The 24,766-nt window shown below is 60.8% G+C and carries 25 protein-coding genes and 1 tRNA gene; 13 read left to right on the top strand and 13 right to left on the bottom strand.

Annotated features, from left to right (window positions below):
• The first annotated feature begins 185 nt into the window (after nt 1–185).
• Both AB5Y80_RS14845 and tcdA read left to right on the top strand, forming a co-directional pair.
• Nucleotides 186–262, top strand: a tRNA-Asp gene (locus AB5Y80_RS14845).
• Nucleotides 263–409: 147 nt separating this feature from the next.
• A complete protein-coding gene (gene tcdA, locus AB5Y80_RS14840; protein WP_368173128.1) occupies nt 410–1,246 on the top strand; it encodes a tRNA cyclic N6-threonylcarbamoyladenosine(37) synthase TcdA in 837 nt (278 codons plus the stop codon).
• 21 nt (nt 1,247–1,267) lie between these two features.
• Here the strand turns inward: tcdA and AB5Y80_RS14835 are convergent, their stop codons facing one another.
• The gene (locus tag AB5Y80_RS14835) at nt 1,268–1,702 is read right to left on the bottom strand and encodes a SufE family protein (protein WP_368173127.1); all 435 of its coding nucleotides are present in this window, start codon (nt 1,700–1,702) and stop codon (nt 1,268–1,270) included.
• Nucleotides 1,703–1,715: 13 nt separating this feature from the next.
• Nucleotides 1,716–2,936: an aminotransferase class V-fold PLP-dependent enzyme gene (locus tag AB5Y80_RS14830; RefSeq protein ID WP_368173126.1), complete on the bottom strand. Its 1,221-nt coding sequence runs from the start codon at nt 2,934–2,936 to the stop codon at nt 1,716–1,718.
• A gap of 152 nt (nt 2,937–3,088) precedes the next feature.
• Between AB5Y80_RS14830 and rep the strand changes: the two genes are divergently transcribed.
• Nucleotides 3,089–5,101 carry a DNA helicase Rep gene (rep, locus tag AB5Y80_RS14825; RefSeq protein ID WP_368173125.1) on the top strand — a complete coding sequence of 671 codons (2,013 nt, stop codon included), beginning with the start codon at nt 3,089–3,091 and terminating at the stop codon, nt 5,099–5,101.
• Here the strand turns inward: rep and AB5Y80_RS14820 are convergent.
• The 5 genes from AB5Y80_RS14820 to AB5Y80_RS14800 form a co-directional block, all read right to left on the bottom strand.
• Nucleotides 5,088–7,391 (bottom strand): bifunctional diguanylate cyclase/phosphodiesterase, encoded by a 2,304-nt coding sequence (locus AB5Y80_RS14820; RefSeq protein WP_052224759.1) that lies wholly within the window; start codon nt 7,389–7,391, stop codon nt 5,088–5,090. The genes rep and AB5Y80_RS14820 overlap by 14 nt on opposite strands.
• 84 nt (nt 7,392–7,475) lie before the next feature.
• Nucleotides 7,476–7,928, bottom strand: a complete 453-nt coding sequence (locus tag AB5Y80_RS14815) for a cytochrome c5 family protein (protein WP_039041132.1) — start codon at nt 7,926–7,928, stop codon at nt 7,476–7,478.
• Between the two features lie 219 nt (nt 7,929–8,147).
• Nucleotides 8,148–9,173, bottom strand: coding sequence for an L-threonine 3-dehydrogenase (gene tdh / locus AB5Y80_RS14810; protein ID WP_010672427.1), 1,026 nt, complete (start codon nt 9,171–9,173; stop codon nt 8,148–8,150).
• A gap of 89 nt (nt 9,174–9,262) precedes the next feature.
• Nucleotides 9,263–10,453, bottom strand: a complete 1,191-nt coding sequence (locus AB5Y80_RS14805) for a glycine C-acetyltransferase (RefSeq protein WP_052815560.1) — start codon at nt 10,451–10,453, stop codon at nt 9,263–9,265.
• A gap of 183 nt (nt 10,454–10,636) precedes the next feature.
• Nucleotides 10,637–11,281, bottom strand: coding sequence for a TetR/AcrR family transcriptional regulator (locus tag AB5Y80_RS14800; RefSeq protein ID WP_010672429.1), 645 nt, complete (start codon nt 11,279–11,281; stop codon nt 10,637–10,639).
• 154 nt (nt 11,282–11,435) lie between these two features.
• Here AB5Y80_RS14800 and rfaD point away from each other — a divergent pair, with 154 nt between their 5' ends.
• Genes rfaD through AB5Y80_RS14775 form a run of 5 tightly spaced genes read left to right on the top strand, consistent with a single transcriptional unit; the run spans nt 11,436 to nt 16,956 of the window.
• Entirely contained in the window at nt 11,436–12,395 is a 960-nt protein-coding gene (gene rfaD, locus AB5Y80_RS14795; protein ID WP_368173124.1) for an ADP-glyceromanno-heptose 6-epimerase, read from the top strand.
• A 49-nt stretch (nt 12,396–12,444) separates the two neighbouring features.
• Nucleotides 12,445–14,208 carry a polysaccharide deacetylase family protein gene (locus AB5Y80_RS14790; RefSeq protein WP_368173123.1) on the top strand — a complete coding sequence of 588 codons (1,764 nt, stop codon included), beginning with the start codon at nt 12,445–12,447 and terminating at the stop codon, nt 14,206–14,208.
• Nucleotides 14,209–14,229: 21 nt separating this feature from the next.
• Nucleotides 14,230–15,552 carry an O-antigen ligase family protein gene (locus AB5Y80_RS14785; RefSeq protein WP_368173129.1) on the top strand — a complete coding sequence of 441 codons (1,323 nt, stop codon included), beginning with the start codon at nt 14,230–14,232 and terminating at the stop codon, nt 15,550–15,552.
• Complete coding sequence (locus tag AB5Y80_RS14780) at nt 15,533–16,264, top strand: glycosyltransferase family 25 protein (RefSeq protein WP_042864640.1); 732 nt, start codon at nt 15,533–15,535, stop codon at nt 16,262–16,264. The genes AB5Y80_RS14785 and AB5Y80_RS14780 overlap by 20 nt, the downstream gene beginning before the upstream one ends.
• A complete protein-coding gene (locus AB5Y80_RS14775; protein WP_039041138.1) occupies nt 16,261–16,956 on the top strand; it encodes a glycosyltransferase family 32 protein in 696 nt (231 codons plus the stop codon). Before AB5Y80_RS14780 ends, AB5Y80_RS14775 begins: the two co-directional genes overlap by 4 nt.
• Before the next feature lie 21 nt (nt 16,957–16,977).
• Here AB5Y80_RS14775 and AB5Y80_RS14770 read toward each other — a convergent pair whose 3' ends face one another.
• The 4 genes from AB5Y80_RS14770 to AB5Y80_RS14755 form a co-directional block, all read right to left on the bottom strand.
• Nucleotides 16,978–18,027: a glycosyltransferase family 9 protein gene (locus AB5Y80_RS14770; RefSeq protein WP_368173122.1), complete on the bottom strand. Its 1,050-nt coding sequence runs from the start codon at nt 18,025–18,027 to the stop codon at nt 16,978–16,980.
• 215 nt (nt 18,028–18,242) lie between these two features.
• A complete protein-coding gene (locus AB5Y80_RS14765) occupies nt 18,243–19,499 on the bottom strand; it encodes a PTS ascorbate transporter subunit IIC (protein WP_011704190.1) in 1,257 nt (418 codons plus the stop codon).
• A gap of 60 nt (nt 19,500–19,559) precedes the next feature.
• The gene (locus AB5Y80_RS14760; protein WP_026142047.1) at nt 19,560–19,847 is read right to left on the bottom strand and encodes a PTS sugar transporter subunit IIB; all 288 of its coding nucleotides are present in this window, start codon (nt 19,845–19,847) and stop codon (nt 19,560–19,562) included.
• 32 nt (nt 19,848–19,879) lie between these two features.
• Nucleotides 19,880–20,323 carry a PTS sugar transporter subunit IIA gene (locus AB5Y80_RS14755; RefSeq protein ID WP_104455056.1) on the bottom strand — a complete coding sequence of 148 codons (444 nt, stop codon included), beginning with the start codon at nt 20,321–20,323 and terminating at the stop codon, nt 19,880–19,882.
• 252 nt (nt 20,324–20,575) lie between these two features.
• Here AB5Y80_RS14755 and AB5Y80_RS14750 point away from each other — a divergent pair, with 252 nt between their 5' ends.
• The 3 genes from AB5Y80_RS14750 (at nt 20,576) to AB5Y80_RS14740 (ending at nt 22,493) form a co-directional block, all read left to right on the top strand.
• Entirely contained in the window at nt 20,576–21,598 is a 1,023-nt protein-coding gene (locus AB5Y80_RS14750) for a LacI family DNA-binding transcriptional regulator (RefSeq protein WP_041212112.1), read from the top strand.
• 265 nt (nt 21,599–21,863) lie between these two features.
• A complete protein-coding gene (locus tag AB5Y80_RS14745) occupies nt 21,864–21,986 on the top strand; it encodes a hypothetical protein (protein ID WP_010672437.1) in 123 nt (40 codons plus the stop codon).
• A gap of 168 nt (nt 21,987–22,154) precedes the next feature.
• Nucleotides 22,155–22,493, top strand: a complete 339-nt coding sequence (locus AB5Y80_RS14740; protein ID WP_041212113.1) for a DUF2799 domain-containing protein — start codon at nt 22,155–22,157, stop codon at nt 22,491–22,493.
• A gap of 57 nt (nt 22,494–22,550) precedes the next feature.
• Here AB5Y80_RS14740 and AB5Y80_RS14735 read toward each other — a convergent pair whose 3' ends face one another.
• Entirely contained in the window at nt 22,551–22,721 is a 171-nt protein-coding gene (locus tag AB5Y80_RS14735) for a hypothetical protein (protein WP_010672439.1), read from the bottom strand.
• Nucleotides 22,722–22,777: 56 nt separating this feature from the next.
• The gene (locus AB5Y80_RS14730; protein ID WP_201927896.1) at nt 22,778–23,209 is read right to left on the bottom strand and encodes a flagellar basal body-associated protein FliL; all 432 of its coding nucleotides are present in this window, start codon (nt 23,207–23,209) and stop codon (nt 22,778–22,780) included.
• A gap of 145 nt (nt 23,210–23,354) precedes the next feature.
• Here AB5Y80_RS14730 and AB5Y80_RS14725 point away from each other — a divergent pair, with 145 nt between their 5' ends.
• The gene (locus AB5Y80_RS14725; protein ID WP_029313450.1) at nt 23,355–23,906 is read left to right on the top strand and encodes a chorismate lyase; all 552 of its coding nucleotides are present in this window, start codon (nt 23,355–23,357) and stop codon (nt 23,904–23,906) included.
• Nucleotides 23,903–24,766 carry a 4-hydroxybenzoate octaprenyltransferase gene (ubiA, locus tag AB5Y80_RS14720; protein WP_010672442.1) on the top strand — a complete coding sequence of 288 codons (864 nt, stop codon included), beginning with the start codon at nt 23,903–23,905 and terminating at the stop codon, nt 24,764–24,766. The genes AB5Y80_RS14725 and ubiA overlap by 4 nt, the downstream gene beginning before the upstream one ends.

Here is a 24,766-nt window from a genome sequence, read left to right as displayed (position 1 = left end):
CTGACCCCATGCCGAACTCAGAAGTGAAACGCTGTAGCGCCGATGGTAGTGTGGCATTCGCCATGCGAGAGTAGGACACTGCCAGGCACCCAATTAAACGGTGATGTGAAGAATCACATGACTGGCTGCGAGGATGACACCTCATTAAGAAGCGGCAAATGATTTAGCGAAAGCTAACCGAATGCGGAGCGGTAGTTCAGTCGGTTAGAATACCGGCCTGTCACGCCGGGGGTCGCGGGTTCGAGTCCCGTCCGCTCCGCCACTACTTAAGAAGCCCAGTCGAAAGACTGGGCTTTTTTTCGTTTTCGATACCGCACTCCTTTTCTCTCACATCAACACCACCATCATCCGATCATCGCCCCTGAGAGAGGTTGCCGCTATAATGGCCGCCCTCAAGCAAGGTGGTGGTATGAAAGCAGAGTATCTACAGCGATTCGGGGGCATAGCCCGTCTTTATGGTCAGAGTGCGCTGCGCTCCTTCAGCCAGGCGAAAGTTTGTGTGGTAGGGATCGGTGGCGTCGGCTCCTGGGCAGCCGAGGCGTTGGCTCGGGCCGGTATCAACCAGATCACCCTTATCGACATGGACGACATCTGCATCACCAACACCAATCGCCAGATCCATGCCATGCAGGGCACGGTCGGCCGTCTCAAGACGGAGGTGATGGCCGAGCGCATCCGTGCCATCAATCCGGATTGCGAGGTGATCGAGGTGGATGACTTCGTCACCGTCGACAACCTGGGCGAGCATATCAAGCGGGAGTTTGACTATGTGGTGGACGCCATCGACTCGGTCAAGGCCAAGGTGGCGCTGATAGCCTTCTGCAAGCGCAACAAGATCCCGGTGATTGTGGCGGGCGGTGCCGGCGGGCAGATGGACCCGACCCAGATCACCGTGGCCGATCTGGCCAAGACTATTCAGGACCCGTTGGCTGCCAAGGTGCGCTCCGACCTGCGTCGGCTGCACAACTTCAGCAAGAATCCGGCCCGCAAGTTCGGGGTGGAGTGTGTCTTCTCAACCGAGCAGCTGAGTTATCCGGATGGCAATGGCAGCACCTGCCAGGCCAAGGCGGCCAGCGACGGCAATATGAAGATGGATTGCGCCTCTGGCTTTGGCGCCGTGACGCCGGTGACGGCCACCTTTGGATTGGTCGCGGCCTCCCGGGTATTGAAGAAGATTGCCGAGCGGGGAGCTCGTGCCGAGAGAGAGGCCGGGAATGAAGAGGCAGAGTCGATTGGCAAAGCCTAATCGACCACTGGACAAGGCGGGTTAGATTGCCTGCTCCCGGATTGCCAATACGATAGCTCTGAGCCCGTTGCCTCGCGACGGGCTCAAGTGTTTCTCAAGCCCTAGTTCGGTGAAATAGCCCTCCATGTCGAAGGAGTGGATCGCCGCTGCGGGTTGGTGGTTGAGCGCCGCCATCACGATGACGATAAGGCCCCGCACGATGCGGGCATCGGAATCGCAGGCAAAGTGCCAGCAATCATCCTCGCTCTTCTCCCCCTTCAGCCAGGCCTGGCTTTCACATCCCTTGAGGCGAAATGCCTCCTGCTGCCATTCACCGGGCAGTGCAGGCAGCCGTTTGCCGAGCTGGATGATGAGCCGGTACTGGTTTTCCCAACCGTGTGCTGCGGCAAACTGCTGACGGATACTATTTGCGTCGGGCTCAACGCCTATCCGGGTATAGGTTGCGAGGCTGTTCATTGGATTGTCTGCCTTAGAAGAAGTCACTGAGTTTGTGCAGGGCGGCCAGCAGGGCGTCGACATCGTCCCGATTGTTGTAGCAGGCCAGCGAGGTGCGCAGGGTACCGCCGATACCGAGCGATTCCATCAGCGGCATGGCGCAGTGATGGCCGACCCGCAGTGCGATCCCCTGCATGTCGAGCAGGGTGGCGGCGTCCTGCGGGTGGATATCCTCCAGCAGGAAGGAGACGGCGCCGGCGCGCTGGCGAGGTTCGCCGACTAGGCGCAGCCCCGGCACCTGTTGCAGTCCGGAAACCAGATAGTTGGTCAGCGCCGCTTCATGGCTGGCCAATGCCTCCCTGTCCTGCTCCATCACAAAGTCGATGGCTGCGGCGAGGCCGATGGCGCCGGCAATATGGGGGGTGCCGGCTTCAAACTTGAAGGGCAGGGAGTTGAAGGTGGTGCCGGCGAAGCTGACTCTGTCGATCATCTCGCCCCCCGCTTGCCAGGGTGGCATCCGCTCCAGCAGTTCGGTGCGGCCCCACAGCACGCCGATCCCGGTCGGGCCATAGAGCTTGTGACCGGAGAAGGCGTAGAAGTCGCAGCCGATGGCCTGCACATCCACCTCGAGATGGGCCACTGCCTGGGCGCCGTCGATCAGGGTCAGGGCCCCGACCGCCTTGGCGGCAGCCACCATCTCTTTGACCGGATTGACGGTGCCAAGGGCATTAGAGACGTGGGCCACGCTCACCAGCCGGGTGCGTGGCCCCAGCATGGCGTGATAGGCCGCCAGATCGAGATCGCCCCGCTCATCGAGGGGGATGACCCGGATCACGGCGCCGGTACGCTGGGCAATCAGCTGCCAGGGGACGATGTTGGCATGGTGCTCCAGGGTGCTGAGCACTATCTCGTCCCCCGCCTTGAGTTCGCTCATGCCCCAGCTCTGGGCCACCAGATTGATCGCCTCCGTGGTGCCACGGGTCCATATCACTTCGTGGCTGCGAGGGGCATTGATAAAGCGGGCAACCGTCTCGCGGGCGGCCTCGAAGGCTCGGGTGGCGCGGCCGCTCAGGGCATGGGCGGCGCGGTGCACGTTGGCGTTGTCGGCCCGATAGTAGTGCGCGATGGCGTCCAGCACCACCTGGGGTTTCTGGGTGGTGGCGGCGTTATCCAGATAGACCAGAGGGTGGCCGTTGACCTCTTGTGCCAAGGCCGGAAACTGGCTGCGCAGCCGGGCGTGCTGTTGCTGGTTCATGCTCCCCTCATATCGTCTGGAAAAGTCGGCCATGATCCGGAAAATAGCGGTCAAACACAAGGCGCAGTGGCGGGATATTGCCTGCGGTTTCGGCTGCCTGCGGGATCTCTGTTACAATGCCGCCCCTCATCATAAGCCAAGAGATCCGGCCCATGAAGCTCAACCCCAATCAGAACGAAGCGGTCAAGTTTGTCTCCGGCCCTTGCCTGGTGCTGGCGGGTGCCGGATCGGGCAAGACCCGCGTCATCACCAACAAGATTGCCTATCTGGTACAGCAGTGCGGCTACAACGCGCGCAACATCGCCGCCGTCACCTTCACCAACAAGGCCGCGCGGGAGATGAAAGAACGGGTCGGCCAGACCCTGGGTCGCAAGGAGGCGCGGGGACTGATGGTCTCCACCTTCCATACCCTGGGACTCGAAATCATTCGTCGCGAGCACAAGAGCCTGAACCTCAAGGCCAACTTCTCCCTGTTCGATGACACCGACCAGCTGGCGCTGCTGAAAGAGCTGACCGAGGCGGAGCTCGACAACGACAAGGACAAGCTCTCGGCCCTCATCAGCCAGATCTCCAACTGGAAGAACGATCTCATCCTGCCGGCCCGGGCCATGCGCATCGCCCACGGGCCGGAAGAGGTGCTGATGGCTCAGCTCTACGAGCGCTACCACCGCCAGATGGTGGCCTACAACGCGCTGGATTTCGACGACCTCATCGTGATGCCGACCCTGTTGCTCAAGAGCAACCAGGAGGTGCGCGAGCGCTGGCAGAACAAGATCCGCTACCTGCTGGTCGATGAATACCAGGACACCAACACCAGCCAGTACGAGCTGGTGAAGCAGATCGTCGGCGAGCGGGCCCGCTTCACCGTGGTGGGGGATGACGACCAGTCCATCTACTCCTGGCGCGGGGCGAAGCCGCAGAACCTGGTGCTGCTGAACGAAGATTTCCCCAATCTGCGACTCATCAAGCTGGAGCAGAACTACCGCTCCAAGCGGCGCATTCTCAAGTGCGCCAACATCCTGATCGCCAACAACCCCCACGTCTATGACAAGGCGCTTTTCTCCGAACTGGATGAAGGGGTGAAGCTCAAGGTGCTGTTTGCCAAGAATGAGGAGCACGAGGCGGAGCGTATCGCCGCCGAGCTGATGGGCCACAAGTTCATGAACCGCACCCGGTTCAAGGATTACGCCATCCTCTACCGGGGCAACCATCAGTCGCGCATCTTCGAGAAGGCGCTGATGACCAACCGTATTCCTTACCGTATCTCGGGCGGTACCTCGTTTTTCTCCCGCACCGAGATCAAGGACATCATGGCCTACCTCAAGCTGCTGGTGAACCCGGACGAGGACACTGCCTTCCTGCGGGTGGTCAACCTGCCGCGCCGCGAGATAGGCCCCACCACCCTCGAAAAACTGGGCCAGTATGCCAACCAGCGCGGCAAGAGCCTGTTTGCTGCCAGCTTCGAGCTGGGGCTGGAGCAATACCTCTCCGGGCGCGGTCTATCCGCCCTGCAGGCCTTCACCAACTGGCTGGTACGGCTTGGCGATCAGGCGCTGCGCGGCAATCCGGTGGAGGCGGTGCGGGACATGATCAAGGAGATCCACTACGAGGAGTGGCTCTATGAGACCTCCCCCAGTCCGAAGGCGGCGGAGATTCGGATGCAGAACGTCTCCACCCTTTATCGCTGGATCAGCGAGATGCTGGAAGGGGATGAGCTGGAGGAGTCGATGACACTTGCTCAGGTGGTGACTCGCCTCACCCTGCGGGACATGATGGAGCGCAACGAAGGGGAGGATGAGGCGGATCAGGTGCAGCTGATGACATTGCACGCCTCCAAGGGGCTGGAGTTTCCCTATGTCTACATGGTGGGCATGGAGGAGGGGCTGCTGCCCCACCAGACCAGCATCGACGAGGACAACGTGGAGGAGGAGCGGCGCCTCGCCTACGTGGGGATCACCCGGGCCCAGACCGAGCTGACCTTTACCCTCTGCAAGGAGCGTCGCCAGTTTGGCGAGTCGGTACGGCCGGAGCCGAGCCGCTTCCTGCTGGAGCTGCCCCAGGATGACCTGGAGTGGGAAAACCAGAAGAAGGTGACGGCAGAGGAGCGCCAGCAGAAGGGGCAGGTTGGTGTCGCCAACCTGCGGGCCCTGTTCAAGAAGGATTGAGGCCGGAAGGCTTGGCCTCTCGGGCGGCCTGACCCAGCAGGGGGGGAATATCGGCTCCCGGTAGCGGGGGGGAGATGTGGCGCCCCTGCCCGAGGGCGCAGCCAAGCTCGATGAGCTTTTGCAACTGTTGCTGATTTTCGATCCCCTCGACCACCAGGGTGAAGTCGAGGTCCTGGCAGATGTCCCGCATGGCACGGATAAGCGCCAGATCCTTGGGTGAGTTCAACATGCGATGGGTGAAGCTGTCGTCCACCTTGATGTAATCCACCGGGAAGTGAAACAGGGCGTTGAGGGAAGAGAAGCCGGTGCCGAAGTCATCCAGGCTGACCTGGATCCCTTTCGCCCTCAGTTCATGCAAGGCTGTGAGGGAGTCGGCACTCTGCCGGGAGAGCTCGCGTTCGTTGAACTCAAAGATGAAACATGCGGGGATGACACCCTCCTCCTCCATGATGGTGAGCAGTTGCATGATCTGCTCGTGGCTGGCCAGGTGCTTGCCGGAGAGGTTGATGGCTATCCTGAAACGACCGACCCCGGAGGCGGGTTGCCAAAGCTTCAGTTGCTGGCAGGTGCGCTTGAGGATCTGGCGGTCCAGATCCTGAATGAGGCCGCACTGTTCCGCCAGAGGAATGAAGTCGAATGCATCCTTGAGCTCCCCTTCCTCCGTTATCCAGCGCGCCATCACCTCCAGTCCGACCAGGCGGCTGTCACACAGCCTGATCACCGGCTGGAAGTAGGGCACAATCCGCCCTTCCCGCAAGGCTCTGAAGAGCCGCTCTTCCGGTGACCCCGCCTGTTCGGTACAGGCCTCCGAATACATGACGATGCGGCTGCGACCGTTGCGCTTGGCCTGGTACATGGCGAGGTCTGCCTGGTGCAGCAGTTCACTGACATCGGCCGTTTGCTCCGTCACGCTGGCGACCCCCAGACTGACGGTGATGGTCAGTTCGTTGCCCTGGAGCCGGAACGGATGGCCGATACGGCCAATCAGGCGATTGAGCACGGGGCTGATGTCCTCTTCCCGCTGGCTGTTGTCCAGATAGATGACGAATTCGTCCCCTCCGAGCCTCGCCACCATGTCATTTTGCCGGATGCAGCCTTGCAGCCTGCTGCCCAGCTCCTGCAGCAGCTGATCGCCGGCACTGTGGCCCAGGGCGTCATTAACCTGCTTGAAGTGATCCACATCGACGAAGATCAGGGTGAAGCCGGCTGTCTGGTAACGGCGGTAGCGGGTCATGGCATGATGCAGGTGATTCATCAGCAGCGCCCGGTTTGGCAGCTGGGTCAGCGGATCGTGCAGGGCATTGAACTGGAGCCGCCGCTCCAGCTCCTGATGATGCTTGAGCCGTTTTTGCAACCTCAGGTTGGTTTGGCGCAGCTGTTGAAGGCGCTGGTTGATGGACTCCTCCGAGTTGAGCTCATCGAGTTGCTGTCGCACCCTTTTGAGCTCCAGCAACAGGGTCAGCTGATGGCGCAGGAAATCGAGGAACAGCCTGTCATCGGTTTCCAGAGGCCGGGTCATGTTGAGGATGAGGTGGGCAAAGTATTGCTGCTGCTGGCGCAGGGGCAGGCTGTACCAGTAAAGCCCCTCTTCATGGCGCTCTACGCTGTTGGTGCTGTGGCACATGGCCCGAATGATGTCATCGTCGTATGTCAGGTGTGGTGGATAGAGTCGCTCCAGTCGCTGGTTTTCCAGCCGGATCAGCAACATGTCGCTGACCGAGAGCATCTGGCGCAACACAGCTTCCAACTGGGCAAACAGGGCATGCTGAGGCAGGTTGTGAGCCAGGCGCATCACTCGGCCGATCTTCTCGATTTTCTCCTGCCACTGGGGATCCCGCTGCATGAGAGGGGAAGCCTGCCCCGCCAGCTGGGTACCGGTCTGGGTTTCGTGCAGGCGTTTGGCCAGGCACTCCAGCAGCAGCCTCAGGGTGGGTGCCTGCTCCGGGGTGCTGCGTGCCAGCAACCACTGCACGTCGATATGCTCCACAGGCTGCACGCACCAGCCCTGACCTTCATCGAGCCGGGTGAGCTGTTCGGTGAGGCGAGGCTCTTCCCGTCCCAATTGTTGCTTGAACACGTCGGGAAGCTGATAGGTGTAGCGCCAGTTCAGCCCCCCGTCGGCCAGCCCCAGCATGGCGAAATGTTGCAGAGGGCAGAGTGTGTCCAGCAGACCGACCAGTCGGGCGTAATCCTCGGGGGAGGCAATGCCGGGGGCGGGAAAATCCATGATGGAGGAGACGACCGCCAGCAAGGAGTGCGAGTCTGGCGGTGTGGTGGGCTGAACTGACATGCAACACTCCCGAAAAAACTTACCTTCAAGCGTAGTCGGAAGTGATGGGATTGAAAGGGCTGCAAGAGGAGCCCTTTCAATTACTTAGAGCTTGTCGATCATGTAGTGAATGGCGTTCTCGATCTCTTCGTCACTGCAGGTGGCGCAGGTCCCCCGCGGTGGCATCATGCCAGCCTTGCCGGTGAAGCCTTCGATGGCGTGTTTGCGCAAGGTGTCGAATCCCTGGGCGATGCGTGGCTCCCAGGCGGCCTTGTCACCTCGCTTGGGGGCGCCGGCGGCACCGGTATCGTGGCAGGCGAAGCAGGCACCCTTGAACACGGTCTCTCCGTCACGTGGGCCGGAGGAGGCTGCTGCAGGCGCCGCCGCCGCGGTCGCAATGCCTTCCAGATCCTTGGCGGTATAAACCTGGCCAACCGGGGCAATACGCTCGGCGATGGCCTCTGTCGACATGTCATCGGCGGCAAGGACGGCGCCGGACAGAGTGGCGGCCGCCATCCCGGCAGCCAGCAAATAGCTCAGTTTTTTCAACACGCTCATGTACTCCCAGCAGGCTCTTATTATCCCCAGAAAACGACGGGATTATAACCGAATAGTTACAGCCATTTAAACGCTTGTGTGTGAAGTGTTAAGCAATCTGCAAACAAAGTGGTAGAGCGGGAAAGGGTGATCCCACATAAAAAAACCCGGCATGCGCCGGGTTTCGTGAGGCTGAACAAGAGAGGGCGCGCTGATTGCCCAGGCGCCCCTCGCGTGTCCTCAATCCCAGTTCAGGATCACCTTGCCGGACTTGCCCGAGCCCATGGCTTCGAAGCCCTGCTGGAAGTCGTCGATGTGGAAGTGATGGGTGATGATGGGGCTGAGATCCAGGCCAGACTGGATGAGGCTTGCCATCTTGTACCAGGTTTCGAACATTTCGCGGCCGTAGATCCCCTTGATGAAGAGTCCCTTGAAGATCACCTTGCCCCAGTCGATGGCCATGGTGGAGGGAGGAATGCCGAGCATGGCGATTTTGCCGCCGTGGTTCATCTTGTCGATCATGTCCTGGAAGGCGCTGGGCACCCCGGACATCTCCAGCCCCACATCGAACCCTTCGGTCATGCCGAGATCTTCCATGACATCGGAGAGCTTCTCCTTGGCCACGTTGACGGCACGGGTGGCGCCCATCTTGCGGGCCAGTTCCAGCCGGTATTCGTTGACGTCGGTGATCACCACGTGACGGGCGCCAACGTGACGGCAGACGGCAGCGGCCATGATGCCGATGGGGCCTGCGCCGGTGATGAGCACGTCTTCACCCACCAGGTCGAAGGAGAGGGCGGTGTGCACGGCATTGCCGAACGGATCGAAGATGGCGGCCAGCTCATCGGGGATGTTGTCCGGCAGCTTGAAGGCGTTGAAGGCCGGGATCACCAGGTATTCGGCGAAGGATCCCGGGCGGTTCACACCCACACCAATGGTGTTGCGGCACAGGTGGGTGCGACCGGCACGGCAGTTGCGGCAGTGGCCGCAGGTGATGTGGCCTTCGCCGGAGACGCGATCGCCGATGGCGAAGCCGCGCACTTCCTGGCCGACGGCGACCACCTCTCCCACATACTCGTGCCCTACCACCATGGGGACGGGAATGGTCTTCTGGGCCCACTCGTCCCAGTTGTAGATGTGCATGTCGGTGCCGCAGATGGCGGTCTTGCGGATCTTGATGAGCAGATCGTTGTGGCCGAGCTCGGGAGCCGGGACATCGGTCATCCAGATGCCGACTTCGGATTTGAGTTTGGAGAGTGCTTTCATGACAGATTCCTCACGGCGCCATGCCGGGTACAGAGGGTAATAAAATGGGGCCCAACCTTGGCCCCCGTTTTAATCAGCCAGCCATGTGATCAAATCACACCGAGCTCGCGACCGATGCGAATGAAGGCATCGATCGCCTTGTCCAGTTGCTCCCGGGTATGGGCGGCGGACATCTGGGTCCGGATGCGCGCCTGACCCTTGGGTACCACGGGGAAGGAGAAGCCCACCACGTAGATACCGGCGTCCAGCATGCGGCTCGCCATCTCGGCGGCCAGTTTGGCATCCCCCAGCATGACCGGAATGATGGCGTGATCGGCACCGGCTAGGGTAAAGCCGGCGGCGCTCATGCGCTCGCGGAAGTAGGCACTGTTCTCCTTGAGGCGGGCACGCAGGTCGTGACCCTCGGCCAGCATGTCGATCACCTTGATGGTGGCCGAGACGATGGAGGGTGCCAGGGAGTTGGAGAAGAGGTAGGGACGGGAGCGCTGACGCAACCAGTCGATCACCTCTTTCTTGCCGGATGTGTAGCCACCGGACGCGCCCCCCAGCGCCTTGCCCAGGGTACCGGTGATGATGTCGACCCGTTCCATCACCTCGCAGTATTCGTGGGTGCCGCGGCCGTTCTCGCCGATGAAGCCGACGGCGTGGGAGTCATCCACCATCACCAGCGCGTCGTACTTGTCGGCCAGATCGCAGATGGATTTGAGGTCGGCGATGACGCCATCCATGGAGAAGACGCCGTCGGTGGCGATCAGCTTGAAGCGGGCGCCGTCGGCATCGGCCTGCTTGAGCTGGGCTTCCAGTTCGGCCATGTCGTTGTTGGCGTAGCGATAGCGCCTGGCCTTGCACAACCGCACCCCATCGATGATGGAGGCATGGTTGAGGGCGTCGGAGATGATGGCGTCTTCGGCACCGAACAGAGTCTCGAACAGACCGCCGTTGGCGTCGAAGCAGGAGGAGTAGAGGATGCTGTCTTCGGTGCCGAGGAAGGCGGACAGCTTCTGCTCCAGCTCCTTGTGCTGGTCCTGGGTACCGCAGATGAAGCGCACGGAGGCCATGCCGAAGCCGTGGCTCTCGAGCCCCTGATGGGCGGCGGCAATCAGGTCGGGGTGGTTGGCCAGCCCCAGGTAGTTGTTGGCACAGAAGTTCAGTACCTGCTCGCCACCCACCGCAATCTGGGCCTGCTGGGCCGAGGTGATGATGCGCTCCTGCTTGTATAGCCCTTCCGCCTTGACCTGTTCGAGCTGTTCGGTCAGGTGACGATAGAATCCGTTAGACATCCTCGGTCCTCATTGCTGTATCGACTGTGTTATCAGGATCCCGGGCCGTGCAACCCGCACGGTTCGGCGTCGTCACGGTCGCGACGAAACGCCGACAGACCCTAGAATGGGCGACATTTTACTGTAATCCCTGCGTATAAATTCAAATTTTTATGCTGATAATCAACAATTGTGAAACAGATCTCACCCGGCTGGTTGGGCCAGTTGGTGATAATGTTGCTCCAGTTGATGTATCTGGGGGGCCACCTGTGGCTGCACGTAGGGGCGCAGCAAAAACAGCACCCGCAAGACCCCCTGGTAGAGCAGGGGTTTGGTGATGCGGGTGGCCGGGGCCTGGGCGATCTGGAACGGGATCCAGCAGGTGACGACCATCTTGATGGTCTGACCGAGATCCGGCAGGTCTTCATCGCTGACGGCGATGATGCCGCCTTCGCGCAGGCTTCTGAGCAGCGTCTCCACGGTGGCTCGGAGCTGCTCCTGTGCCTTGAGGTATTTCTGCTGCAGCAGCTCGTCGCGACTCAGGATGTCCGGCAGGTTCGCGTAGAAGAAGCGGAACTGCCACATCAAATAGAAGATGGCATCCAGGTAGCCCATCAGATCCTCCAGCCGGATCTCGCTGCTGCGGATCGGAGTGAAGCTGTCGCTCAGGTGGCGGGCGTACTGATCGAAGATGGAGTGGATGATGTCTTCTTTGTTTCTGAAGTGGTAGTAAAGGTTGCCCGGGCTGATGCCAAGGTGTGCGGCAATATGGTTGGTGGTGATGTTGCGCTCGCCCTGATCGTTGAACAGCTCGGTGGCGCTGTGGATGATCCTGTCTCTGGTCTTCATCGCTGCTCCCTCTGCCGGGCCCTAAGGGGAAAAGTCATCGAGGTCGAATCCCCTTGCGGCCCGTGATAAACTTTTCGGCAATTTCAAATTGGCCCACTATACACAGCTTTAACAGGCAGTCACACGGGGCCACAACGTACGCGAGGCAAACTCCATGATCGTAGTAACTGGCGGTGCTGGCTTTATCGGCAGCAATCTGGTCAAGCAGCTGAACGCTCAAGGACGGACCGATATCGTGGTCATTGATGATCTGACCGACGGCACCAAGTTCGTCAACCTGGTCGACCTCACCATCGCCGACTACATGGACAAGGACGAGTTCCAGGCGCGGATCGTCTCCGGTGACGAATTCGAGGAGTGGGATGACGGCATCGAGGTGATCTTCCACGAAGGCGCCTGCTCCGCGACCACCGAGTGGAACGGCAAGTTCATCATGGAGGTCAACTACGAGTACTCCAAGGATCTGTTCCACTACTGCATCGAACGGGAAATCCCCTTCATCTACGCCTCTTCCGCCGCGACCTATGGCGGGCGCAACGACAACTTCATCGAAGACCCGAGGTTCGAGCAGCCCCTCAACGTCTACGGCTACTCCAAGCAGTTGTTCGATCAGTACGTGCGTCGCTGGATGCCGGAGATCAACTCTCAGGTGGTGGGTCTCAAGTACTTCAACGTCTATGGTCCCCGCGAGCAGCACAAGGGCTCCATGGCGTCCGTGGCCTTCCACCTCAATACCCAGGTGAAGCAGGGTGACAATCCCAAGCTGTTCGAGGGCTGTGACGGCTTCCCGGATGGCGGCCAGATGCGCGACTTCATCTACGTGGACGACGTCTGCAAGGTGAACCTCTGGTTCTGGCAGAATCCGCAGCACTCCGGCATCTTCAACTGCGGCACCGGCCGGGCTGAGCCGTTCCAGAACGTGGCGGAAGCCGTGATCAGGCATCACCAGACAGGCGCCATCGAATACATCCCCTTCCCGGATCACCTCAAGGGTCGCTACCAGAGCTTCACCCAGGCGGATCTCACCAAGTTGCGCGGCGTCGGCTATGACGGCGAGTTCAAGACTGTGGCCGAAGGCGTGGCCGATTACATGGCCTGGCTGAACCGGGCTTGATCCCCCTCTGGCGGGTGGCTCTGGCCACCCGTCGATCGGATGCGCTTGCATGAACATATTGATGGCTCTCTCCCAGCTCGAAGTGACGGGCGCGGAGGTCTATGCCACCACGGTCGGCAACGAGCTGACCCGCCGTGGCCACCAGGTTTTCTACGTCTCTGACACCCTGACCAAACCGACTCTGGGGCCGGTCTTTCGGTTGCGCTTCAACAAGCGCAGCATCCTGCGCCGCTTCTGGCACGTCTTCTATCTCATCTATCTGATCCGCAAGCACAGGATCCAGCTTGTGCACGCCCATTCGCGCGCCTCGGGCTGGAGCAGCTACGTCGCCTGCAAGCTGACCGGCACTCCCATGATCACCACGGTGCACGGGCGCCAGCCGGTACACGCCTCCCGCAAGGCATTCCATGCGCTGGGCTATCGGGCGGTGGCGGTGTGCGAGGATATCGCCAGCCAGATCATCGACAACCTGGGGGTGGACCCGGCCATGGTGCAGGTGCTGCGCAACGGCATCGAGACCGACAAGTTCCAGCCCGTGCCGATACCGGACAACGACAAACCGGTGATCGCCATCATAGGCCGGCTGAGCGGCCCCAAGGGGGAGCTCTGCTATCGGCTGCTGGACGAGGTGCTGGATCTGGAAGCCTGCCGGGTTCGCGTCGTCAGCGGCACCCAGGTGCCGGCGCGTTTTGCCCGTTTTCAGGACAGGGTCGACTTCGTCGGTTATGTGGACGATGTGCCCGCCCTGATGGCGGGCTGCGATCTGGTGATTGGTGCCGGTCGGGTGGCGATGGAGGCGCTGCTGTGCGGTCGTCCGGCGTTTGCCATCGGCGAAGCCAGGGCCATCGGTCTGGTGACGGAGCAGAATCTGGACGAGGCCCTCGCCAGCAACTTCGGCGACATCGGCCCCAGGGATCTGGCCATCGACTTTGCCGGGCTGAAGGCGCAGATCCCTTCGGCGCTGGCCTCCAAGGTGGTGCCAGACCCAGTGCGCCAACGGATCCTGCAAGAGTATGATTTGCAAGGCGTCGTGACCGGGCTGGAATCCGTCTATCAGGATGCCGTGGTCGAGACCCTGCGCCGGGAGATGCCGGTCATCATGTATCACCGCTTCATCGAGCACGAGAGCGAAAAGGGAGTGCATGGCACCTGGCTCCCGGTCGCCATGTTCGAGAAGCACCTCAAGCTGATGAAGTGGCTGGGCTACGAGACGCTGACATTTGCCGACCTGGCGGAGAACGGGTTCATCCACCGGCTGCAATACGGCAAGAAGTACCTGATGATCACCGTGGACGACGGCTATCGGGACAACCTCACCCGCATGCTGCCGCTACTGGAAAAGTATGGCTACAAGGCGGTGGTCTATGTGGTGACCGGTGAGGATCACAATCGTTGGGATGTGGAGCACCCGACTCACCCCGATACCCCGGTGACCCTGATGACCCCGGACGAAATCAAGGCGCTGGTGGCCTCCGGTCATGTGGAGATCGGGGGCCATACTCTGACTCACCCCCGCCTGAGCACGCTCCCCCCAGAGGAGCAGGCCCACCAGATCCAGGCCAACAAGGCCTGGCTGGAGCAGTTGCTCGGCCATCCCCTGATCTCGTTTGCCTATCCTTACGGGGATCTGAACGACAGTGCAAAAGCCCAGGCCGTTGCCGCCGGTTATCGCTATGCTGTGGCCACCAACAGCGGCCCCAGAGCCATGCACCGGGATCCGTTCCAGATCCGCCGGATCGCCATCTTCCCCCGCACCGACATGTTTGGTCTGTGGCGCAAGATCCGTGGCAACTATGTCTTCCGAAAAACCTGACAGGGATACACCTTGATCCGTATGACAGATCATGACTCATCGACGAGTGACGATTTTCTCCGCATCTTTCACGGCCAGGCGTTCGGCAACTTCATCTTCCTGAATATTCTGGGTTACACCCTGTTCAAGGATTCGATTCAGCTGATCGCCGACGTCTGTCAGACCATCATAGTGTTGGCCACCCTGATGGCCTTCTATGTGGAGAGGACCTCCTTTGCAAGGAACAGGATCTTTCAACTGCTCTGTCTGGCCGTGGTGGTACAGTGCCTGAGCTGGGTCGCATCCAGACAGTTCGTGCCCGAGTATGCCCTCAAGTACCCTTCTGTGAAGTCGATGGCATACCTCTTCTTTTTCCTTGGTCTCGCCTACTGGCTGAAGGGGGACCCTCGCCGCATCGTCATCACCCTGCTGACCTTCTGCCTCGGTGTCATTTTCACCTTTGCCTATCACTCATCCTTCTTCTCCATCGTCGAGACAGGTCTTGATGGGGCCAGGGTAGATTTCAATTACCGCAATGCCCAGCACGGCTCCCTGATCGCGGGGGCCTGCTTCCTGTTTTTTGTGCTCTTTTTGCTTACATCGAAATTCAGGAAGCTGTCGCTGGGCAATGCCGGGATCCTGCTCGGCATCCTGTTGTTCGGGGTCTTCTCCGTCATTCTGCAGTCCCGTCAGTCCTGGCTGGCGATCTCGGCTTCGCTGGCCATCCTCCCCTTGCTGGGGGGAGGAGAGCACTGGCCAAGGCGCAAGGTGGTGTTGACCTACGCCATTTTGCTGATGACCATGCTGGCGCTTTATCAGGTTTCGTTCATCCGGGAGCGGTTGCTGGCCGGCTTCGTGCATCAGGGGGATGTGCATGCCATCCTGACGGGTAACTGGAACGAGGTACGGGACTTCAGCATCGGGGTGAGATTGAAGACCTGGCTGGAGGCCATCCAGTGGTTCCTGGCTCACCCCTTCTTCGGGACAGGCTATGGCAGCCAGTCGTTGGTGATCACCCTCTCCAAGACGCTGCCTGACTACATTACCCGGGAGTTTCGTCACCTGCACAACTCCAACATGGAAACACTGGTGTGCTGGGGGGTAGCCGGTTTCCTGGTGTTGTATGGCACGCTCTTCTCGGTGCTCCGCCAGGTGCTGTGCTGTCCGGTTTCGTCCCGTTTCATCAAGATGCTGGCCATCTCCTTCATCCTCTATTGGCTCATCATCAACAACTTCGAATCATTCTTCTACATGCGCTCCGGGCAGTGGGTATTCAGCGTCTTCATGGGCGCCATCTACTCGGCCGCATTGCATTGGGAACTGAACAGGTTTGGAAAGGAAGGTCATGAAAATTTACGTCATTAGTCTGGATAGGGCCGTCGAGCGGCGCAGTCGTGTCGAGTCTGTGCTCTCTGCCAGAGGCATCCCCTTCGAATTTTTCAGCGCAGTGAACGGTTTTGAGGGGCTGCCCGAGCGGCTGCAAGCCCTGCCGGATGATCAGCACAGGATCCGGTTTCGCAGCAGACCGCTGACGCCCGGGGAAAAGGGGTGCTATGCCAGCCACTACCTGCTCTGGGAAAAGTGTGTCGAGCTCGACGAGCCCATCCTCATCCTGGAAGACGACTTCCTGCCCACCCAGTATTTTGAAGAGGTGGTGGGTACCCTGCCGAAGATCCACGAACAGTACGAGTATGTGAAAGTGGAACCCCAGATCGGCACCGCCACGGCCCTGACTACAGTGGACAACATGCAGCTCATGTTCTGGCACAACAACTCGTGCTGGACCACGGGATACAGCATCTCTCCCCAGGGGGCCCGCCGGTTGCTGGCCCACAGCCAGCGGTGGCTCTGTTCGGTCGACAACTTCATCGGTGAGTCCTATCGCACCGGGCTCATCTGTACCGGCCTGATTCCCTATGCCATCTACAGTCCGCGGGACATGGGCAGCGACATTCAGAATCAGGTCGTGCTGAAGAAAGTTCCGCTGGGATTCAAGTTGACCCGTGAACTCTATCGCTTCTACCGCTTCGTCAGGATGGCCCTGTGGAACATGAAACAGGCGGGGGGCAAGGCATGAGTGCGACCAACAGAACCATTCACGCCATCTGGCTCGGCAGCCGCTTGCCTCCTCTGGCGCACGTGTGCATCGATGACTGGCGCAAGCAGGGTTACGACTACAAGCTCTGGCTGGACACGGATCCGCAGGTCAAACGCTGGATACAGGAGTGCACCTTTGCCCGGGAGTGCTACCGGCGAGGCCTGCTGGCCTTCGTGACCGATTACCTGCGGCTCAAGATCCTCGCTCAGGAAGGGGGTCTGTACCTGGATACCGATGTCACCATCAACCAGGATCCCTTCCCGCTCTTCGAGTCCGTGGCCTTTGGCGTTGGCTACGAATCCGATCGGCTGATCGGCACCGCGGTCATCTACGCCAGACAGGATTCGGCCATGCTGTCCGAACTGGTACGCTTCTATGAACAGGAGATCATGTCCTCTCCCATGTACATGGGGCCGGAGATCATGACACACCTGGTCTCGGAGAAGCTGGCATCATCAGGGGATACCGCCCTGATCGCCCCCGTGCACTATTTCTACAACTACCAGGGGGAGGCGATTCATTTCGAGCCGGCGGCAGAGCGCTACATGACTCACTGGTTCCAGCACAGCTGGAAACGCTCATCCGGTCTTGTGTTCCTGCGTGCCAAGGCCAAAGGCTGGTCAGGGTATCTCTATGAATGGCAGAAGGAGTTCTTCCGCCTGCGCAAATGATGGCGATATGGCATCACCGTGCTAGACAGTGGGCAGGGGAGCCGTGTCTCCATCTGCCTGCTTGCCGGTGACGGGAGTGACTTGACTCCAGAGCTCATCCAGCTGCATCTGTACCTCGCGCACTTCCTGCTGCGGATCCTGACGACCCGTGTCGACGAAGCGATAACGGGGATGAGAGACGGGATTGGCAATGGCGGAGTGTCCGAGGGGAGAGACGATGGTGAGCAGGGGGATATCCAGCGCCTGCGCCATATGCCGTGGGCCTGTGTCGTTGCCGACGAACAGCTGGCAATGGGCGAAGAGCCCCACCAGCTCCCGTACCGAGCGGGTCTGAACATGGTCAAACACGCTGGCCTGCAGCGCTGCTGGCAGCAGCGGCTTCAGGCTGCGGTTGTACTCCTCTTCCCCCGGCCCGCAGTAGATCAGGATCTGGGCGTCGTGCTGCTCGATCAGCCAGCGCGCCACCTCGGCGAAGCAGTCGATGGGCCAGCGCTTGTAGTGACCGAGGGAGTTGACCCCCATGGCGATGAGTGGCCGGGTCGGGTCGACGCCAGCGGCCAGCAGGGTCTCGCGCCCCCGTTGTCTCTCCCCGTCGCTGAGCCAGAGGTAGTAGTTGCGATCTTCGCTGGCCAGCTTGAGCGGCTTGAGCAGTGAAAACCGGTCGTCCACCAGGGTGCTGTTGCCCTGATGCTCGGTGTCATGGCGAAAGCGCACGATGCGGTTGTGGCCCAGGCGCCATGGGAAAGAGTCGAAGCCGATCCGCAGGCGGGCGCCGGAGAAGAGGCAGGTCAGCAGGCCTATCATCTGGCCCTGGCTGTTGATCACCACATCGTAGCGCTCGCGGCGAATGCCCAGCAGCAAATCCTTCATGTAGCGCCACTCGTTGCGGCGCGCCTTCTCGATGACGATCAATCGATCGATGTTGGGGTTTCCCTCTGCCATGCCCGCGCAGTAATCCATGACCAGATAGTGAACTTTCCCGGCAGGGTCGTGCTGCTTGAGGTTGTTGCACAGTGCGGTGGAGATCAGCACATCTCCTATCTGTTTGGTTTGTACTACCAGGTATTTCATGGAAAGGGCCTCGAGCGAGGTCGGGTTGAACGTCAGCGCATCAGCATATCGCACTCCCCTGTCAGATGCTGCCGCTATGGGGTGAAAATCCGATCCAACGCACTGTGTTTGCACATATTTTCGACGTTGTTCGGGCTGGTGGGGCCCGGCTGGCAGTGCGGAAAGATGAGCGGGGGCATGGCACCGTCGGCCATGCCCCCGATGGGCAAGAGTGATCAGCGTACGATGAGGCCGAGCAGGATCCCCACCACGCCGAAGTCGGCATCGCTGAAGGTGGTGTTGGCAAAGCCGAGATCTCCCAGTACCGGCAGCAGGAACACCGGCAGGAAGGTGATCAGCAGGCCGTTGGCGAAGGCACCGAGTAAAGCGCCGCGACGGCCGCCGGTGGCATTGCCGAACACCCCGGCCGCCGCGCCAACGAAGAAGTGCGGTACCACCCCCGGAATGATGACGGTGAGCCCCAGCAGGTAGAGCAGCACCATGCCCACCAGACCGGCGGCAAAGCTCGACAGGAAGCCGATCAGCACCGCATTGGGGGCGTAGGGGAAGACGATGGGGCAGTCCAGCGCCGGCTTGGCGTTGGGCACCAGCTTGTCGGAGATCCCCTTGAAGGCCGGCACGATTTCGGCGATGACCATCCGTACCCCCTGCAGGATGACGTAGACACCGGCGGCGAAGGTGATGGACTGCATCAGGGAGAACATGAACCAGTGTTTGCCCTTGGCGACGCTGGCGACGAACTCGGGGCCGGCGAAGGCGGAGGTGATGAGGAAGATGATGCCCATGGTGAAGGAGATGGCCACCGGGGTATCGCGCAGGAACAGCAGGCTCTTGGGCACCTGCACCTCTTCGCTGCTGTGGGCCTTGTTGCCGAATTTGGCGCCGATCCAGCCGGCCAGCACGTAGGAGCAGGTGGAGAAGTGGCCGAGTGCCACGTCATCGGAGCCGGTGATCTGCTTCATGTAGGGGTGGGCGAGGGCCGGGAACAGCACCATGGTCACGCCGACCACCAGGCTGCCCACCGCGATGAGCGGGATGCCGCTCATGCCGCCGGCGGAAAGGATGGCTGCCACCATCATCGACATGAACAGGGTGTGGTGACCGGTCAGGAAGATGAATTTCCACGGGGTGAGCCGGGCGATCAGGATGTTCACCAGCATGGCGAAGAACATGATCATCGCCATCTCCTTGCCGAACGACTGCTGGGCGATGGAGACGATGGCCTCGTTGTTGGGCACCACCCCCTTGATGCCGAAGGCGTGCTGGAAGATGGTGGCGAAGTCGCCCAGCGAGTTCACCACCAGGGTGGCGCCGGCTCCCAGGATGACGAAGCCCATGATGGTCTTGACCGTGCCCTTGATGCACTCGGTCACCGGTTTCTTCTGGGCGATCAGGCCGATGAGGGCGATGAGGCCAACCAGCACGGCCGGCTCCGACAGCACGTCAAACATCAGAAAATTGAAAAATTCCATGGTCAGCTCCAAGCAGATGGAAGCGGCGGCTCACCGGCCGCCCAGACAGTCGCAAAGGGGTTAGAGTGCGCCCAGCTCGCGCAGGGCGATGGCGAGTTTTTCTTTCATGGCGGCCTTGTCGACCATGTTGTCCAGCGATACCAGCCGGCCGTCGACGCCCATGCTGACCAGCTGTTCGGCGATGTCGCGGGTGGCGACAAAGATCTCGGCGCGCTCGCTGCCGGCGGAGGCGAGATCCCGGTGATCCACCTCGGCCGTCACGGCCAGCTCCTTGAGAATGCTCTTGATGCTCATCTCCATCATCAGGCTGGTGCCCAGGCCGTGTCCGCATACAACCAGAATTTTCATGTTCTCTTCCTCTGTGGGGCGCAGGGCGCCACTCAATAACGCGCCAGGATGCGCAAGATGTCGTCTTTGCTGGTGGCCGTCATGATGGCTGCCACGTCTTCTTCATTCATGAACAGTTCGGCCAGCTGGGCGATGGTCTCCACGTGGGAGTTGCTGTCGCTGGCGGCCAAGGTGACCAGCAGCCGGACCGGGTCGTTGCCCTCGGAGCCGAAGTTGACCCCCTCCTTCAGCACGGTCAGCGCCAGTCCCAACCGGTTGACGCCGTCTTCCGGGCGGGCGTGGGGCATGGCCAGGCCCGGTCCCAGCACGTAGTAGGGGCCGAGCTCCTCGTGGGAGCGATAGAGCGCCGCCACATAGGAGGGCTCTATGGTGCCGTTGGCCAGCAGGGGGGCGGTGGCCAGCTCGATGGCGTGGCGCCAGTCGCGGGCGCCCGCTTCGATGGAAATGACCTCCTCGGTCAGCAATTGGGTCAGCATGGCAGTGTCCGGGCTGGATAGGATGGCGCCAATCTAGCGATCTTGCCCTTTGATAACTGTGAGCTTGATCGCGAAAGTTAGCGCTACCAGATAGCGCTAACATTGATCTGTGATAGCGCTATCATTTCTCTCACAGAAGGGATTCATCCTGCCCCTTATCGGCCTCAAAGAAGGTAAAATCCGGTTTGAGCAAATAGTCAGTGCCCCGCTTTTGCCTTAAAGTGAATGCCCGTATGCCGAGGAAGGGAAAGGATGTCAGAAGCGAAAAAACGCCGCAGCACGGGTCGGGTGACCCTCAACGACGTGGCCCAGTTGGCTGGGGTGGGAGCCATGACGGTGTCGCGCGCTCTGCGCACCCCCGAGCTGGTGTCCGACAAGATGCGAGAGCGCATCGAGGCGGCGGTGGATGAACTCGGCTATATCCCCAATCGGGCGGCGGGGGCGCTGGCTTCCGCCACTTCCCAGACCATAGTGGTCATCGTCCCCAGCCTGGCGGAGCGCGCCTGCGGTGACATGATTGCCGGGCTGCAGCAGACCCTGCTCGCCGAGGGCTACCAGATCATGCTGGGGGATGCCCAGCACCTGAAGCAGCAGGAGGCCAGCCTGCTCAGCAATTTCCTGCAGCACAATCCGGCCGCTGTGGTGTTGTTTGGGGGGGATCCCGGGGAGGTCATCCGGCAGCGCCTGCAGGCGGCCCGCTTGCCGGTGGTGGAGGTGGGAGCCATGGCGCGCCATCCCATCGACATGAACGTCGGGGTCTCCAACTTCGATGCCGGTTATCAGCTGACCCGCCACCTCATCGAGCGCGGTCATCGCAACATCGGCTTTCTCTGTGCCCGCCAGGAGCAGTGGATGCTGCAGCAGCGCATGCAGGGCTGGCAGAAGGCGCTGCTGGACAACTACCTCTCCCCGGACGCCATCATCAATACCTCTGAGCTGCCGAGTTTTAGCACGGGGGCGGCCATGCTGGGGGAGTTTCTGCTGCGCTGGCCCGAACTGGATGCGCTGATCTGCGTCAACGACGAGCTGGCGGCCGGGGTGCTGTTCGAATGCCAGCGCCGCCATCTGAGCGTGCCGGGCAAGCTCGCCATCGCCGGTTTCGACGATCTGGATGTGGCGCGCGCCTGTCATCCTGCGCTGACTTCGGTCAGGATCCCCTATCACCAGATGGGCAGGGAGGCGGCGGAGCTGATCCTGCGCCAGCTGGCGGGCGAGGAGGTGGCCGGCATGAGCCTCGCCCTGGATTTTCAATTGCAAAAGCGCCAGAGCACCTGACGAGCGATGCCACGACAGGTCGAGGCAAGCATGTTCAAGGCGTTGTGACCGAAGACCAGGTCGGTGCACCGTCGCCCTGCGCGGGAACTGCCAGCCGACGTGTTCGCCCGGTCTGTCACCGGGTTGGAGCAGAGCGTGGATGCCACCGGAGCCATGACTCCAGGTGGCTGGCTGCACCCTGGTCAAGCTCTGATCGGAACCACTGGCGAGCCCCATTATTCTGGATAGACTTTGTAGGCCGGTGCACTATCCAAGGAGAATGAGCATGGGTACGCAGACGCCTGATTTCGATCTCGATGATGACTGGGAGCCGGAATCCTGGGAAGACGAGCTGGAGGAGCTGGATGACGAGAGCTGGCAGGACTATGACCCTCTCGACGATCAGTGACTCCCTGTAACGCCTGAGGGCGGGCCTGGTGCCCGCCCGATTTTTTGTGTGGCGAGGGGGGCAGCCCTTGGTGAGAACGGGGCGGGCTGGTTAGAATGAACTGCTCAAATGACGCTGTACAAGGCAGGCAGCGGCTCAACAACGATTCCAACGACGCCAAGGATGAATATGCGCTCACTCGTCATCATGTTTTGTGCCGCCCTGCTCGGGGGCTGTGTTTCCAACTCCGACGACCCTTGCGAGAAGGTGTGGAGCGACGTGGGAGAGGCGGACGGCAAGCTCGGTTTTGCTGGCGATAGGGTGGCTTTTCACCAGACCCAGTGCGGGGAAAAAGTGGACCTTGCCCTTTGGGAGCTGGGTCGCCAGAAGGGGCTGGCCTGGTATTGCCGACCCGAGCATCTCTATCTGGCAGGACGGTCGGGAGAGGAGTATCGCGGCGTCTGTCCCAACGACGTGCAGGCCCGTCGCCTGTTTGAACAGGGTCGCCATGGCTGGACTGATCAATAAATCAGCCTTCCTCTCTCTTCTGAAATCTTGCGTGAATCTCTTCGTGAGAAGAGGGACCTACCCTTCCTTATGTTTCAGCCGCAGCGGCTGGCACAGGTAATCCTTGTCATTGGCGCTGCGGGCACACTTGCCACACACGAATTTGGGTTTGCGCACAATCTTGCGCAGCGTCTTGAGATCGGCGGGGATCTCGTGACGGCGCCACTCACACAGCGTCTTGTGACCCATGACGTCCTCGACAGTGAATGCAACGGGTGAGAGGGGCAGGACCCCTCCCGGTGTGGTTACTGGTACAGGTATTTGGTGAAGATGAGCTCGCGGACCGCCTTCTTGCCCGTCTCCTTGACCAGCAGTTCGTTGACCTTGGCCTCACACTCCTTGCGCAGCTCTTCCCGGTTCACCAGGGACTTGATCTGTGCGCCCGTCTTGCTGCCAATCAGCCGGATGATGGCGTCGCGGATCAGGGGGTCGTGCTGCTCCAGCAACTTGAGGTCGGCAGCGTCCGTGGCCATCAGCTCTACCGTCACCCGTACATAGCCGAGGGTTTTGCCGTCGCCAAGGTAGTTGGTGATGATGTCCGGATCCAGAGCGTGATAGGCGAATCCCGGCTGGACGGCGGAGGAGGCGGGATCGGTGGCCTCTTCCTCATTGGCGAAGGCATGTGTATTCAAGAGGGTACACCCCAGGGACAGCAGCAGAATTCTGAAGATCTTCATCTGGATGGCTCGGCAGCGACGGATGCCCCATTTTTGATGCTGCCATCGGGGCCGTCAAGCACGGATGTTCTTACAATTCGCCATTGATTTACGGATAATAAACCGGTTTTTAACCTGACAACGGAAATCTCCGGATGGTGAAGCTGTGAAGTCCGAGTTGACTGTTCCCCTCGTCCAGCTCGTCCCGTGGCGGGCGCCTGCAGAGTGCGAACCACCCGAGGCGCTGCGTCCCTGGTTGCTGGAGGCCGATTCCATGACCCGGCGCCTGCGTCGTTACAATCATCACCTCTCGGTGCAACTGCTCGGCAATCGCGCCGTGTCGCTGACGGTGGACGAGCAGGCGCTGGTGGCGGTGTCGGCCCCCGTGGGCATGTGCCGCGAGGTGATCCTGCACGGTGATGGCGGGCCTGCCATCCTGGGTTGGACCCTGTTTGCCGAAGCGGCCTTGCAGGGGGGCGGTTTGCAGGATCTGGGAGAGCAGCCGCTGGGAGAGCGCATTTTCGGTGATGCACCGGCGCGGCGGGATCACCTGCAACTGGCCTGTTTCGAGATAGCGAGCAATCCCTGGTGTCCGGCCGCCACCGTCTGGGGGCGTCGTTCCCGCCTGTTTCTGGGGCAATGGCCACTGCTGGTCCATGAACTTTTCCTGCCCTCGCTATCGTCTCATTCGTTGCCATCGGATAAGGAGCTGGAGTGAAGCTGTTAACCAAGGAGCGGGGACTGGCCTATGCGCAGTTGGCCCGCATCGACAAGCCCATCGGTACCCTGCTGCTGCTGTGGCCGACCCTGTGGGCGCTCTGTCTGGCGGCTGGTGGCCTGCCTGACCCCTGGATCCTGACCGTGTTCGTGGTGGGCGTTTTTCTGATGCGCTCCGCCGGCTGTGTCATCAATGACTATGCGGATCGCAACTTCGATGGTCATGTGAAACGCACCGCCGGGCGACCGCTGCCCATGGGGCGGGTCGCCGAGCGGGAAGTGCTGGTGCTGTTCGCCGTGCTGGCGCTTCTCTCGTTCGCCCTGGTGCTGACGTTGAACCCACTCACCATCAGCCTGTCCTTTGCCGGTCTGCTGCTGGCGGTCTGCTACCCCTTCATGAAGCGCTTCATCCCCATCCCCCAGCTGGTGCTCGGCATGGCCTTCTCCTGGTCCATTCCCATGGCCTACGCGGCTCAGGCCAATGCCCTGCCGCCGGAAGCCTGGCTGTTGTTTCTTGCCAACCTGCTGTGGACTATCGCTTATGACACCGAGTACGCCATGGTGGACAGGGATGACGACCTCAAGCTCGGCCTGAAATCGAGCGCCATCCTGTTCGGCCGTCACGACAAGCGGATCATCGGCGCGCTGCAACTGGCGACCCTGCTGATCCTGCTGGGGGTCGGGCAGCTGATGGGGTTGGGGTCAGGTTATTACTGGGGACTGCTGGGGGCGGCGGCGCTGTTCGTCTACCAACAGCGACTGATCCGTGAGCGGCAGCGGGAAGCCTGCTTCCAGGCCTTCCTCAACAACAACTACGTGGGGGCGCTGGTGCTGCTCGGGGTGATGGTTCACTACCTCTAA

Origin of the sequence: Aeromonas sp. R2-1 (assembly GCF_040908425.1) — a bacterium.
Classification (GTDB): Bacteria; Pseudomonadota; Gammaproteobacteria; order Enterobacterales; family Aeromonadaceae; genus Aeromonas; species Aeromonas caviae.
Note: the sequence above shows the minus strand (reverse complement) of the source record. Positions and strands in the feature narration are given on the sequence as shown.